The organism is Devosia sp. BK (genome assembly GCF_032907385.1).
GTDB lineage: Bacteria > Pseudomonadota > Alphaproteobacteria > Rhizobiales > Devosiaceae > Devosia.
The window spans coordinates 1,593,627-1,606,722 of the sequence record NZ_JAIMBX010000001.1 but is presented as its reverse complement, the minus strand read 5'-3'; the positions used below and the strand labels follow the sequence as shown (position 1 = coordinate 1,606,722).

Genomic DNA, 13,096 nt, shown 5'->3' with positions numbered 1-13,096 from the left:
CTCTTCAACACCTGGCGCATTTGCGCCCGCTGGCACCGCTCGTGCAAGTCGCTGATGCATTTGCGCAGCAGCTTTTTAGGATGGCTAAAACACCGCCGCCATGCGCCTTGTGACACGGCGAAACAAAAAGTATGGTGCGCGTCCTGAGGGGTAACTGCACGCCTCTCTCTGCGATAGACCCGGATTGGCCGGGCAATTTGAGGAATACCGACAAAATGCTGCGAGGTTCGATTACGGCGCTCATCACTCCCCTCCGTGATGGGGTTGTGGATGAGAAAGCCTTCGCCAGCTTTGTCGAGTGGCAGATTGCCGAAGGCACGCATGGCCTCGTTCCCGTCGGCACGACAGGCGAAAGCCCGACCGTCAGCCACGAGGAACACCGTCGCGTCGTCGAAATCTGCGTCGAAGTGGCTAACAAGCGCGTGCCGGTCGTCGCCGGCGCCGGCTCCAATTCGACTGCGGAAGCGGTCGATCTCGCCCGCTTCGCTGAAAAGTGCGGCGCTGATGCCGTGCTGTCTGTCGTGCCTTATTACAATAAGCCGAACCAGGAAGGTCTCTTCCAACATTTTTCGGCAGTCGCCAAGGCTATCGGCATCCCGGTCATCCTTTACAGTGTGCCGGGGCGCACAGTGGTGGACCTGACGGTCGACACAATCGTTCGTCTGCGCGATGCGCATTCCAATATTATCGGCGTCAAGGATGCGACGGGCAGTCTGGAGCGGGCGACTATGGAGCGCGTCAAGCTCGGCGAGGATTTCATCCTCCTCTCGGGCGATGATAGCACCGCGCTCGGTTTTAACGCCCATGGCGGCAATGGCTGCATTTCGGTCACCGCCAATGTTGCGCCGCGCCTCTGTTCTCAGATGCAGGAATTTTCGTTGGCCGGCGATTTCAAGGCTGCGCGCGCCATCAATGAAAAGCTGTCCTATCTTCACAAGGACCTTTTCATGGAGCCCAATCCCGCTCCGGCCAAGTATGTCGCAAATCGCCTCAATCTCTGCGCCAATGAAATGCGCCTGCCTTTGACTCCTATCAGCAAGCCAACGCAGGACGCGATGGACTTTGCAATTGCCCATGCAGGTCTTATCTAAGCCCTCATGGTACAGGCAAAGAACGACAAGAAGAAAAACGGTGTGATCAGCCACGGCCTTGTGGCTGAAAACCGCCGCTCGCGCTACGATTACGCCATTGGTGAAACCATGGAAGCGGGCCTCGTGCTAACCGGCACAGAGGTCAAGTCGCTCCGCTTGGGTAAGGCGCAGATCACCGAGTCTTATGCGTCGCCGGAAAAGGGCGAGCTGTGGCTGATCAATTGCCACATCCCCGAATATCTGCAGGCCAATCGCTTCAATCACGTCGAAAAGCGCCCGCGTAAGCTGCTGGTTTCCAAAAAGCAGCTGGCACACCTCGAAACCGAAGTCTCGCGCGCTGGCAACACCATCGTACCGCTAAAGCTGTTCTTCAATGACCAGGGCCGCGCCAAGCTTTTGATTGGCATCGGCAAGGGCAAGAAGAACTACGACAAGCGCGAAACCGAGAGGAATCGCGACTGGAATCGCGACAGGTCTCGCATCATGAAAGAGGGCGGACGCGGTTAGGCTGCTGCCGTCGCCCCCCATATCGTCAAACACCCGTCATCCCCGCGAAAGCGGGGATCTCTGTTTCAAATCGAATTCTCGCTTACGCAGAATGAATTTGTGACGGGGTGGGCACGCCCATCAGCATTAAGGCGCGAAGAGAGAATTGTTGCGTGTGGAGAGGCTCAAACCTCAACCGGCCTCTGCACCTGCGGCCGGCCCACGGTCTTTGCCAGGTCTGCGACATCAAGGAAAAAGTCGGCTTGGCGGCGCAGATCGTCCGAGATCATCGGCGTGGATGTGGTCAGCGTCGAGACAACCGTCACCCGCTTGCCCTTGCGCTGCAGGGCAGCCACGAGAGCGGTGAAATCGCCGTCGCCTGAAAAGAGTATAAGGTGGTCGAAGAAGGGGGACAGTTCCAGCGCATCGACGCAGAGTTCGATGTCCATATTGCCCTTGATCTTGCGGCGGCCGAGAGCGTCGGTGAACTCTTTGGCTGGCTTGGTGACAACGGTATAGCCGTTATAGTCGAGCCAATCGATCAGTGGCCGGATCGAGGAATATTCCTGATCTTCCACGAGCGCCGTATAATAGTTGGCGCGCAGCATATAGGCCTTGCTGCCGAACTCCGTGAGAAGCTTGCGGTAGTCGATATCGATGCCGATCGCCTTGGACGTCGCATAGAGATTAGCACCATCAATGAAGAGCGCAATTTTCTCCCGCGGATCTACCGTCATGATTTGAATGTCCCCAAATGAAAAAATACATGGTCTTGAAAATACGACGGCGCAGCAGCTGTTTTAGGCCAGGGCGCAGGGTAATCCAGGTTTAATTATCGGCCTCATATATTTTTCGGTGAGAAACAATGCAAGCGGGCTATGCCCGTTACCCTTGCCAGCAGCGTTAACCTGGTGTATGCGGACGGTTCATCCCCACAAGTTTGGAGACGTTCGTGGCACGCGTCACCGTTGAAGACTGCATCGAGAAGGTCGACAATCGCTTCGACCTCGTCCTCATGGCCGCTCATCGTGCGCGCATGATTTCCTCCGGCGCTCAGATCACCGTCTCGCGCGACAACGACAAGAATCCTGTCGTTGCGCTGCGTGAAATAGGCGATGGCACCATCTCTCCTGATGACCTGCACGAGGACCTGATCCACTCGCTGCAGAAGTATGTCGAAGTCGACGAACCCGAAAGCCATGCCGCTCCGCTGCTCGAAGGCTCGGGCGACGATGACTCCATGAATTTCGACACGATCAGCGAAGAAGAACTTCTCCGCGGCATCGAGAGCCTTGCGCCGCCAGAACGTCGCGACGACTAACTTCGAGCCGTACCGCAGGGGAAATTGCTCCGGTGGAGCAATTTAAGGCGAGAAGGCCATGAGAGCTATGCTCGAATGGCCGAGCCAAGCGCATAGAATTAAAGAACCCTCGGCGAAAGCCGGGGGTGTTTTTTTAGCGGGCACTGAGCTCTCACTTGGTCGCGTTTGACTCAGTTGTTTGTGGGGCCGCCCTTCGATCCCTCCCCCTACCAGGGGGAGGCTAGGTGGGGGTCTATCGCCTTCACGCGCACATACTTCACGCGCGCCCTTCCCATTTCCATTCAACGCGCTAAGTATGGATTGTTCCGAGAGCGGCGACTTCCATGATGCGTCAGTATGAGCTCGTTGAACGCGTTCAGGCCTATAACCCGAACGCCGACGAGCAGTTGTTGAATAAGGCCTATGTTTACGCCATGCAAAAGCATGGCTCGCAAAAGCGCGCCTCCGGCGACCCCTATTTCAACCATCCGCTCGAAGTCGCGGCCATCCTCACCGAACTCAAGCTCGATGACGCCTCGATCGCTGTCGGTCTTTTGCACGACACGGTCGAGGACACCGATGCGACGCGCGCCGAAATCGACCAGATCTTTGGCGGTGAGATCGCGACCATCGTTGATGGCCTGACCAAGATCGAGCGCCTCAATCTCGTTAGCCGCGAAGAGGCGCAGGCCGAAAACCTGCGCAAGCTGCTGCTCGCCATAAGCCAGGACGTCCGCGTTCTCCTGGTCAAGCTTGCCGACCGCCTGCACAATATGCGCACCCTGCAATATATGCGCGCCGACAAGCAGCAGCGCATTGCGCAGGAAACCATGGATATCTATGCCCCGCTTGCCGGTCGCATGGGTATGCAGGATATGCGCAATGAGCTCGAAGATCTCAGCTTCCGCATTCTCCAGCCCGACCACTACAAGGCGATCATCGAGCGCCTCGATTTTCTGCAGGCCGAGAACAAGGAAGCCATCGACACCATCACGCGCGAGCTAACCGAGCGCCTTGCTGCCGAGGGGATCGCGACTCGCGTCAAGGCGCGGGTCAAGTCGCCCTATTCCATCTTTGCCAAGATACAGCGCAAGTCGATCGCGCTCGAACAGCTCTCTGACATGATCGGCTTCCGCGTCATCGTCAATTCCGTGGAGCAGTGCTACCGCACCGTGGGGCTCGTCCACACCACCTGGAAGGTCGTGCCGGGGCGGTTCAAGGACTATATCTCTGTCCCCAAGCACAATGATTATCGCTCCATTCATACGACGATCGTTGGCCCCAGCCGCCAGCGCGTCGAGCTGCAGATCCGCACCGAGGAAATGGATCGCATCGCCGAATTCGGCATCGCGGCACATGCGCTTTATAAGGATGGTGCTTCGGCCAACCTGACGCGCATCGAAAACGAATCCCATGCCTATGGCTCGCTGCGTCAGTCGATCAGCCACCTGACCTCGGGCATTTCGGCCGAGGATTTCCTCGAATATACCAAGCTTGAACTATTTCAGGATCAGGTCTTCTGCTTCACCCCGCGCGGGCGCCTCATCGCCCTGCCGCGCGGCGCAACCCCCATTGACTTCGCCTATGCGCTCCATACCGACATCGGCGATACCTGTGTCGGCGCCAAGATCAATGGCCTGATCCTGCCGCTCGTTACCCAGCTCCGCTCGGGCGACGAGGTAGAAATCCTTAGGGATCAGAACCATCGTCCGCCGTCGAACTGGATCGGCATCGCCGCCACCGGCAAGGCCCGCGCCGCCATTCGCCGTGCCGTCCGTCAATCCTCGATGCAGCGCGCACTAGCGCTTGGCGAACATGTGCTCAACATGATGCTCGAGCGAGAAGGCGTCATGCTCGACGATTCCGAAACAAAGACGCTCGCCGACGAGATGGGTCAGTCCGGCAAGCGCGAATTCCTCATCGCCGTGGGCGAAGGGAAGATCGGCAGCGAAGACCTTGGCAATGCGCTCGCCAAGGTAAAAGGCATCCGCAAGCGTCGCCGCAAGCTCGATCTGCCTGTCGCTGACACTGCCGATGGCTGGTTTGCCCTCCGCGCCACCGATCAGTTCAAGTTCCGCGTTCCCGGTGGTCAGCACGCCGGCCCCGCAGCCAAGACCGCCTTGGCCCAGCTCGATTTCCACACGCCAGTCACCATCTCGGGTGAAGGCGTCGTGCCCGGCGATCGCCTGGTTGGCATCCTTGAGCCACAGGCTCCGCTCATGGTCTATCCGATCCATTCGGAAGCTTTGATCGAAAAGCACGATGGCGATCTCGCCTGGGTCGATGTCCGCTGGGATGTCGCTGCCACCGAGGATAGGCTCTACGCGACGGTGGTGTCTATGGAATCGGTCAATAAGCCCGGCTCCCTCGCCCAAATCTCCTCGGCCATCGCTGCCTGCGATGCCAACATCAACAATCTCGTCATGCGGATGATTTCGCCCGACTTCCACCAGATGATTTTCGAAATCGAAGTCCGCGATCTTGCGCAATTGACCGATGTTCTGGCAACGCTCAAGCGCAGCCCCGGCCTTTCCGCCGTCCAGCGGGCTGGCATTCGGGAAGCGAGCATGATTTCGACCCTCGAATGGGATGGCAAAGTCGACAGGAGTGCGCGCCGTGACGAAAGATGAAGTGCTGGATATTTTCCGCAAATGTGGGGCCCTGCTCGAAGGCCACTTCATCCTGTCCTCCGGCCTCCGCTCGCCGCTGTTCCTGCAAAAAGCAAAAGTCTTCCAATACGCCGCCGAGACCGAAAAGCTCTGCAAGGCGCTGGCCGAAAAGATCAAGGCCGAAGTCCCCGGCGTGACCAAGGTCGTTTCGCCGGCCATCGGTGGCATCATTCCCGGCTATGAAACCGCGCGCCAACTTGGTCTCCCCGCTCTCTACACCGAGCGCGTCGAAGGTCAGTTCGAACTCCGCCGCGGCTTCGAGATCTCGCCCGATGACAAGGTGATCGTCGTCGAAGACATCGTCTCGACCGGCCTTTCCATCCGCGAATGCGTCGCCGCCCTCCGCGCCATCGGCGCCAATGTCGTGGCCGCCGCCTGCCTCATCGACCGCTCCGGCGGCGAAGCCGATGTCGGCGTGCCGCTCGTTTCGCTGATCGAGTTCAAGGTTCCGGCCTATCCGGCGGATCAACTTCCCCCTGAACTGGCGGCAATCCCGGCGGTGAAGCCGGGCAGCCGTGGTATTCAGGGTGTGAAATAGGCGACTGCTGACACCCCCACCCAGCCTCCCCTGAGAGGGGGAGGCTGGGTGGGGGCCGATCGAGGCAAACACTGCCGCAATCCCTCCCACTTCCAGGGGGAGGTTAGGTGGAGGTCCTTCAAGGAATAAAAGAATGATCATCGGCCTCGGCTCCGACCTCATCCAGATCCATCGCATCGCCAACACCATCGAGCGCTATGGCGACCGTTTTACCAACCGCTGCTTCACCGAACTCGAGCGGAAAAAGTCCGATCGCCGGGCCCAGCGCGCCGCCTCTTATGCCAAGCGCTTCGCCGCCAAGGAGGCGTGTTCGAAGGCGCTCGGCACCGGCCTTAGTTTTGGCGTTTATTGGCGCGACATGGGCGTTGTAAACCTGCCATCGGGCAAGCCCACGATGAAATTGACCAACGGTGCCCTGCGCGCTCTTGAGCGCCTTATCCCACCGGGCCACGAGCCCCATATCCATATTACCATCACCGACGATGCAGGCCTCGCGCAGGCTTTCGTCATCATCGAAGCGCTGCCGATTGACCCGTCGCGGGCAAGCGTCTAACGCTCTCGTCAGCGCTATCCTGGAACTGCAATGACCCAACCCGCCAATAAGACAGTGAACAAATCAGCCGCCAGCGAGTGGTGGGATACTTTCGTGGTCATTGTTGAAGCGCTGCTGATCGCCATCGTGCTGCGCTTTTTCCTCTATCAGCCTTTTTCGATCCCGACGGCATCCATGCAGCAGACCCTGATGATCGGCGATTATTTCGTCGCCAACAAGTTCGTCTGGGGTTACGGCAAGCATTCCTTCTCGCTCGGCCGCTATGGCGATTTCAGCCTCCTCGATTTCGAGCTGCCGATTTCCAATCGCATCCTTGGTCGCGAACCGAACCGCGGCGACATCGCGGTGTTCCGCCCGGTCCCGCAGACCCAGGAATATATCAAGCGAGTCGTGGGCCTGCCGGGCGATCGCATCCAGATGAAGGAAGGGCGTCTCTACATCAACGACGTCATGGTCGAGCGCGAACTGGTTGGCACGACGACCGATACCGACAGCACGGGCGATGCCCGCGAGGTCCAGGTCTATCGCGAGACCTTCCCCGAAGGCACGACCCACATCATCCAGGAAATCTCGGACAACGCGCCGCTCGACAACACGCCTGAATATGTCGTGCCCGCGGGCCATTATTTCATGATGGGCGACAATCGCGACCGCTCGGCCGATAGCCGCGTCCTTTCCCAGGTCGGTTATGTCCCTGCCGTCAATCTGATCGCCAAGGCTGAAGCGCGCTTCTTCTCGATCCGCGACAACCTGCCGCCGTGGCAGATATGGCAGTGGCCGGCCAATGTCCGTTGGGATCGCATGTTCCAGTCCGTCTATGGCAACCCGCCATATGACACGACGGCTGCCCCGTGAGCCGGCGCGACAAGAGCCACGAACAGCTTCAAAACCGTCTCGGCTATAACTTTGCCGATCCGGACCTTCTCTCGCGCGCCTTGACCCATTCGAGCGCCGTCTCGCCGGGCAAGCGCGTCGAGCGCTCCTATCAGCGGCTTGAGTTCCTGGGCGATCGCGTCCTCGGCCTCGTCGTGGCGGATATGCTCTATGCCCGCTTCCCCAAGGCCAATGAGGGCGAGCTGAGCCGCACGCTCAACACGCTCGTGCGTAAAGAAACCTGCGCCATCATTGCCCGCCAGCTCAATCTCGGGCCGGAAATGATCCTTGGCGAAAGCGAGGCCCGCACTGGCGGCGCCGAAAAGGAAGCCATTCTCGGCGACGTCACCGAAGCCATCATCGGCGCAATTTTTCTCGACGGTGGCCTCGATCCCGCCGCGGACTTCGTGCGCAAGCATTTCGAAGAATTTATCGGCGAAGGCCAGACCCATCGCGCCGACGCCAAGACCACGCTGCAGGAATGGGCTCAGGCCCGCGGCCTCGAACCACCGACCTATCTGCTCGTCGAGCGCACCGGCCCCGACCACGCCCCCGAATTTACCATTGCCATCGATCTCGTCGGCTTCGACCGCATCTCGGCGACCGGCCCCTCAAAGAAAATAGCCGAACATAAGGCCGCCGAGGATTTCCTCAAGCGCCAGAATGTTTGGAAGGACCGTACATGACCGACCCAATCGCGCCCGTCGATCTCGCCAACACCGCTTGCGGCTTCATTGCTCTGGTCGGTGCGCCCAATGCCGGCAAGTCGACGCTGCTCAATTCGCTGGTCGGCACCAAGGTCTCCATTGTCACGCACAAAGCGCAGACCACACGCAGCCAGGTCCGCGGCGTGCTAACGCTTGATCAGACCCAGCTCGTTTTCGTCGATACCCCCGGCGTCTTCACACCCAAGCGCCGGCTCGATCGCGCCATGGTCGATAGCGCCTGGGGCGGGGCAGGGGATGCCGACATCGTCGCTTTCCTCATCGATGCCGACCGCGGCCTCACTCCCGATATCGAGCTTCTCATTGAAGGCCTCGATAACATTCCACACCCAAAAGTCCTGATCCTCAACAAGATCGATCAGGTGAAGCGCGAAAAACTCCTCCAACTTTCTCAGGACCTCAACGAGCGTCTCCGGTTTGAAGCCACCTTCATGCTCTCAGCGCTCAAAGGTGATGGCGTCACCGATTTCATCGATTGGTGCGTCAAGCACGTGCCGCCCGGTCCCTGGCATTTCCCGGAAGATCACCTCACCGATCTCACCATGGCCATCACCGCCGCCGAAGTGACCCGCGAAAAGCTCTTCCTCCGCGTTCACGACGAGATCCCTTATACCTCGACCGTCGAGACCGAGAGTTTCAAGATCCAGAAAGATGGCTCCTACAAGATCGACCAGGTGGTCTACCTCGCCCGCGAAAGCCACAAGAAGATCGTCCTTGGCGCCGGCGGCCAGACCATCAAGGCGATCGGCGCGGAGGCCCGCAAGGAACTGATGGAAATGTATGAGGTGCCGATCCACCTCTTCCTCTTCGTCAAAGTCCGCGAAAAGTGGGCCGACGACCCCGAGCGCTATCAGGAAATGGGCCTCGAATTTCCCCACGAGAAAAAGTAAGGCGAACGCGAGGAAAGCATGCGGACAGCTACGGTTGTAAGGCTATTTTCCTCGGTGATTGCCGCCATAGCCTGGGTGGGTCTCGGCATTCACATCGGAGCCCAATGGCGCCTGAGTGGCTCGCTCCTTGGCGGGCTCTGGGTGCTGGCCGACTATTTCACCGTTACGACCAATCTGATCGTGGCCCTGGCCTTCACGCTCCACGCCCTCCGCAAGGGTGGCGTGGGGCCGCGCCTCCTCGGTTTCGTCACCATAAACATTGCCTTGGTCGGCGTCATCTATGCCCTGCTGCTGCACGGCCTTGTCGAACTGACGGCAGGCGCGGCCGTCGCCAACGTGCTGCTGCACATGGTTACCCCGGTCTTGGTCCCGATATTCTGGCTGTTCTGCGTCCGGCGCGGCGCGCTCGACATGCGCGATCCGCTCGTCTGGGCGATCTATCCGATAGCCTACCTCCTTTACGCCCTCATCCGCGGCGCGGCCCAAGGCCACTTCGCCTATCCGTTCATCGACTACGTTAAGTATGGCATCCCGCAGGTCACGATGACGGTGATTGTCATCACCGTGGCCTATCTCGCGGCCGGCGCCCTGATGGTCCTCCTCGACCGGCGTTTGGCGCGGTAGCGAGCCCATATGGAATGGACCGGTGAAGCCCTCCTCATAGGCGTCCGCCGCCACGGCGAGACCAGCCTCATTATCGAGGCCATGGTTGCCGGGCGCGGGCGCAATGTCGGCCTCGTGCGCGGCGGCCGCTCGTCAAAGCTCGCCCCGACCCTCCAGGTCGGCAACACGATCCAACTCACCTGGCGCGCCCGGCTCGAAGACCAATTGGGCACCTTCACCGTCGAATTGATGCGCGGCCGCGCCGCCGACCTCATGACCGACCGGACCCGACTCTATCTCGCCCAACTCGTCTGCGAGCACCTGCGCCTCCTGCCGGAGCGCGATCCCCATGATCGATTACTGGGTCAGGCCCTGTCGCTGCTCGACCATCCGCCCGATGGCGTGGCGCTGGCGCGGTTCGAACTCAACCTGCTCAAAGAACTCGGCTTCGGCCTCGATCTCTCCAGCTGCGCTTCGACCGGCGCCACGACCGACCTGACTCATGTCTCCCCCAAATCCGGCCGCGCCGTCTCCCGCACCACCGCCGAACCCTATCGCGACCGCCTCCTGCCACTCCCCAGCTTCCTCAACGCCCGCGGCAACGCCTCCCCCGACGACCTCCGCAACGCGTTCCGGCTAACCGGCCATTTTCTCGACCGCCACGTCTGGTCTGCCCGCCAAATGGATCATCCCCCTATCCGGGATGCTCTAGTTGATCTCCTCAGCCGAGAGAGGCACTGAGCCCACCCTCGCCCCTTGTGGGAGAGGGACAGAAATTTCTTCGTTCAGAGGAAATTCCAGGGTGAGGGGTTCTCTCCCCAGGCGCCGCACTCACAAAAAAATCGTATACCCTCATCCGCTCCTGCTGGGCACTTCTCCCACAAGGGAGAAGGAAGGTCGCGCCGCCGCGCATTTCAGAGCAACCAATGGCAGAAATCCCCAAGAAATCCGCGCCTTTCCTGTCTCTTTCCCGCGCGCCCGTTATACTGTCTTCCTGATTCGTTCTCCATGAACCTGAGCACCGCATGTCCGACGCCGATACCCTGCCACCACCCGATGATCAGCGCATCGTCGATCTCAAGCAGGCGCTCGAAGAACGGTATCTGAGCTACGCCCTCTCGACGATCACGCAGCGCGCCCTGCCGGACGCGCGCGATGGCCTCAAACCGGTCCATCGCCGCATCATTCACGCCATGCGCCTTCTGCGCCTCGACCCCGGCCAGGGCTACAAGAAATCCGCCCGTATCGTCGGCGACGTGATCGGTAAGTTCCACCCCCACGGCGACCAGTCGATCTACGATGCCCTCGTGCGCCTCGCTCAGGACTTTGCCCTGCGCTATCCGCTCGTCGATGGCCAGGGCAATTTCGGCAATATCGACGGCGATAGCGCCGCGGCCATGCGCTACACTGAATCCCGCATGACCGAAGTCTCGATGCGCCTTCTCGAAGGCATCACCGAGAACGCCATCGACTTCCGCCCGACCTATGACGGCGAAGACGAAGAGCCCGTCGTGCTCCCGTCCAACTTCCCCAATCTTCTCGCCAATGGCTCGACCGGCATTGCCGTCGGCATGGCGACCTCGGTGCCCCCGCACAACGTCGTCGAACTCTGCAATGCCGCGCTCAAGCTCATCCACAATCCCGCGGCAACGACCGAAGAGCTGATCCACGCCGATCTTTCGGCCCCGCCCAGCATGGACGACCTCGTCCGTGGCCCCGATTTTCCGACCGGCGGGCACCTGGTTGAATCCCGCTCCTCCATCGTCCTTTCCTACCAAACCGGCCGCGGCGCCTTCCGCCATCGTGCCGTCTGGTCCAAGGAAGAAAAGGGCAGGGGTGTCTATCAGATCGTCGTCACCCAGATTCCCTATGGCGTGCAAAAGTCCCGCCTCGTCGAAAAGATCGCCGAGCTGCTCCTTGCCAAGAAGCTGCCGCTGCTGAAAGACGTACGCGACGAGAGCGCCGACGACATCCGTCTCGTCCTCGAACCGCGCGCAGGCACTGTCGACGCCGTTATCTTGATGGAACAGCTCTTCAAGCTCACCGAGCTCGAACTGCGCTTCCCGCTCAATCTCAACGTCCTCGATAAGGGCACGACGCCCAAGGTCATGAGCCTTGCCGATGCGCTCCGCGCCTGGCTCGATCACCGCAAAATCGTTCTTGTCCGGCGCTCCGAGCACCGGCTCGAGCAGATCGCCAATCGCCTCGAAGTGCTCGAAGGCTATATCGTCGCCTATCTCAATCTTGACGAGGTGATCCGCATCATCCGCGAGGAGGACGATGCGAAAAAGAGCCTGATGGCGACCTTTGACCTGACCGACAATCAGGCCGAAGCCATCCTCAACATGCGCCTGCGGTCTCTCCGCAAGCTCGAAGAAATCGAACTCCGCAAGGAGCACGAAAACCTCACGGCTGAACAAGGCAAGCTTCAGGCGCTGCTGGCTTCCGAAAAGAAGCAGTGGGGCGAGATCGCCAAGCAAGTCGAAGCGCTGAAAAAGGCCTATCCGCTGTTCGAAGCCGATGGCGTCACGCCCCACGCGCTCGGTGCCCGCCGCACCATCTATTTCGATGCGCCAACCGCCGACGCCGCCGAAATCACCGAAGCTTTTATCGAGCGCGAGCCGATCACCGTTATCCTATCTGAAAAAGGCTGGATCCGCGCACCCAAGGGCCATAATGCCCCGGCCGACGAAAAGGGCTTCAAGACAGGCGATCGCCTGAAACTCGCACTCAATTGCGAGACCACGGACAAGCTTCTGATGCTGACGACAGGCGGCAAGGTCTACACCCTTGGTGCCGACAAGCTCCCCGGCGGCCGCGGCCAGGGCGAGCCGGTCCGCATCATGGTCGATATGGAAGAAGGGCAAGATATCGTCGCGCTCTTCGTCTACAAGCCCGGCGCCAAGCGCATCATCGCTTCTTCAGCGGGCTATGGCTTCATCGTTCCTGAGGATGATCTCATCGCCAATACCCGTAAGGGCAAGCAGATCCTAAACGTCTCCCTACCCGAAGAAGCGCGCCTCATCGTTCCCTGCGATGGCGACCGCGTCGCCACCATCGGCGAAAACCGCAAGCTGCTCGTTTTCCCCTTGGCGCAACTGGCCGTCATGTCCCGCGGCAAGGGCGTCCGCATCCAGCGCTATAAGGATGGCGGCATCTCCGACATCAAGACCTTCTACGCTGCCGACGGTCTCACCTGGACCGACTCATCTGGCCGCACCTATTCAAAACCCACCGAAGAACTCACCGACTGGCTCAGCGACCGCGCCACCGCCGGCCGCCAGCCCCCGACTGGCTTCCCGAAGAACAATAAGTTTGTTGGGTGAGGGGCGAGCGCGCAGCGCAAAATTGCTCCAGTGGAGCAATTT

At 60.1% G+C, this 13,096-nt stretch carries 13 protein-coding genes; 12 read left to right on the top strand and 1 reads right to left on the bottom strand.

Annotated features, from left to right (window positions below; all coding sequences use genetic code 11):
- Positions 1 to 215 precede the first annotated feature (215 nt).
- Positions 216 to 1,091, top strand: a complete 876-nt coding sequence (dapA, locus tag DevBK_RS07945; RefSeq protein WP_156352166.1) for a 4-hydroxy-tetrahydrodipicolinate synthase — start codon at positions 216 to 218, stop codon at positions 1,089 to 1,091.
- Positions 1,092 to 1,097: 6 nt separating this feature from the next.
- Complete coding sequence (gene smpB / locus DevBK_RS07940) at positions 1,098 to 1,598, top strand: SsrA-binding protein SmpB (RefSeq protein WP_062631071.1); 501 nt, start codon at positions 1,098 to 1,100, stop codon at positions 1,596 to 1,598.
- 164 nt (positions 1,599 to 1,762) lie between these two features.
- Here smpB and DevBK_RS07935 read toward each other — a convergent pair whose 3' ends face one another.
- Entirely contained in the window at positions 1,763 to 2,314 is a 552-nt protein-coding gene (locus tag DevBK_RS07935) for an NYN domain-containing protein (RefSeq protein ID WP_061907056.1), read from the bottom strand.
- A 215-nt stretch (positions 2,315 to 2,529) separates the two neighbouring features.
- Between DevBK_RS07935 and rpoZ the strand changes: the two genes are divergently transcribed.
- The 10 genes from rpoZ to parC all read left to right on the top strand — a co-directional run bounded on the left by rpoZ (position 2,530) and on the right by parC (position 13,054).
- Complete coding sequence (gene rpoZ / locus DevBK_RS07930; protein WP_061907277.1) at positions 2,530 to 2,898, top strand: DNA-directed RNA polymerase subunit omega; 369 nt, start codon at positions 2,530 to 2,532, stop codon at positions 2,896 to 2,898.
- 323 nt (positions 2,899 to 3,221) lie between these two features.
- The gene (locus DevBK_RS07925; RefSeq protein WP_317185048.1) at positions 3,222 to 5,507 is read left to right on the top strand and encodes a bifunctional (p)ppGpp synthetase/guanosine-3',5'-bis(diphosphate) 3'-pyrophosphohydrolase; all 2,286 of its coding nucleotides are present in this window, start codon (positions 3,222 to 3,224) and stop codon (positions 5,505 to 5,507) included.
- Positions 5,494 to 6,084, top strand: a complete 591-nt coding sequence (pyrE, locus tag DevBK_RS07920) for an orotate phosphoribosyltransferase (protein WP_156352167.1) — start codon at positions 5,494 to 5,496, stop codon at positions 6,082 to 6,084. The genes DevBK_RS07925 and pyrE overlap by 14 nt, the downstream gene beginning before the upstream one ends.
- 133 nt (positions 6,085 to 6,217) lie before the next feature.
- Positions 6,218 to 6,637, top strand: coding sequence for a holo-ACP synthase (gene acpS / locus DevBK_RS07915; protein WP_061907053.1), 420 nt, complete (start codon positions 6,218 to 6,220; stop codon positions 6,635 to 6,637).
- Between the two features lie 30 nt (positions 6,638 to 6,667).
- Positions 6,668 to 7,492: a signal peptidase I gene (gene lepB / locus DevBK_RS07910; protein WP_061907052.1), complete on the top strand. Its 825-nt coding sequence runs from the start codon at positions 6,668 to 6,670 to the stop codon at positions 7,490 to 7,492.
- Positions 7,489 to 8,196 carry a ribonuclease III gene (gene rnc, locus DevBK_RS07905; RefSeq protein ID WP_317185047.1) on the top strand — a complete coding sequence of 236 codons (708 nt, stop codon included), beginning with the start codon at positions 7,489 to 7,491 and terminating at the stop codon, positions 8,194 to 8,196. The genes lepB and rnc overlap by 4 nt, the downstream gene beginning before the upstream one ends.
- Complete coding sequence (era, locus tag DevBK_RS07900; RefSeq protein ID WP_061907050.1) at positions 8,193 to 9,125, top strand: GTPase Era; 933 nt, start codon at positions 8,193 to 8,195, stop codon at positions 9,123 to 9,125. The genes rnc and era overlap by 4 nt, the downstream gene beginning before the upstream one ends.
- Before the next feature lie 18 nt (positions 9,126 to 9,143).
- On the top strand, positions 9,144 to 9,749 hold the full coding sequence (locus DevBK_RS07895; protein ID WP_317185046.1) for a Pr6Pr family membrane protein: 606 nt from the start codon (positions 9,144 to 9,146) through the stop codon (positions 9,747 to 9,749).
- A gap of 9 nt (positions 9,750 to 9,758) precedes the next feature.
- Positions 9,759 to 10,469 (top strand): DNA repair protein RecO, encoded by a 711-nt coding sequence (recO, locus tag DevBK_RS07890; RefSeq protein ID WP_317185045.1) that lies wholly within the window; start codon positions 9,759 to 9,761, stop codon positions 10,467 to 10,469.
- Between the two features lie 284 nt (positions 10,470 to 10,753).
- Positions 10,754 to 13,054, top strand: a complete 2,301-nt coding sequence (gene parC / locus DevBK_RS07885; RefSeq protein ID WP_317185044.1) for a DNA topoisomerase IV subunit A — start codon at positions 10,754 to 10,756, stop codon at positions 13,052 to 13,054.
- Positions 13,055 to 13,096 lie beyond the last annotated feature (42 nt).

What these genes read in the sequence shown, in the direction of transcription:
- recO (WP_317185045.1), top strand. Translation starts at nt 9,759, where the DNA reads ATGGAATGGACCGGTGAAGCCCTCCTCATAGGCGTCCGCCGCCACGGC.
- lepB (WP_061907052.1), top strand. Translation starts at nt 6,668, where the DNA reads ATGACCCAACCCGCCAATAAGACAGTGAACAAATCAGCCGCCAGCGAG.
- era (WP_061907050.1), top strand. Translation starts at nt 8,193, where the DNA reads ATGACCGACCCAATCGCGCCCGTCGATCTCGCCAACACCGCTTGCGGC.
- DevBK_RS07935 (WP_061907056.1), bottom strand. Translation starts at nt 2,314, where the DNA reads ATGACGGTAGATCCGCGGGAGAAAATTGCGCTCTTCATTGATGGTGCT.
- acpS (WP_061907053.1), top strand. Translation starts at nt 6,218, where the DNA reads ATGATCATCGGCCTCGGCTCCGACCTCATCCAGATCCATCGCATCGCC.
- DevBK_RS07895 (WP_317185046.1), top strand. Translation starts at nt 9,144, where the DNA reads ATGCGGACAGCTACGGTTGTAAGGCTATTTTCCTCGGTGATTGCCGCC.
- dapA (WP_156352166.1), top strand. Translation starts at nt 216, where the DNA reads ATGCTGCGAGGTTCGATTACGGCGCTCATCACTCCCCTCCGTGATGGG.
- DevBK_RS07925 (WP_317185048.1), top strand. Translation starts at nt 3,222, where the DNA reads ATGATGCGTCAGTATGAGCTCGTTGAACGCGTTCAGGCCTATAACCCG.
- parC (WP_317185044.1), top strand. Translation starts at nt 10,754, where the DNA reads ATGTCCGACGCCGATACCCTGCCACCACCCGATGATCAGCGCATCGTC.
- smpB (WP_062631071.1), top strand. Translation starts at nt 1,098, where the DNA reads ATGGTACAGGCAAAGAACGACAAGAAGAAAAACGGTGTGATCAGCCAC.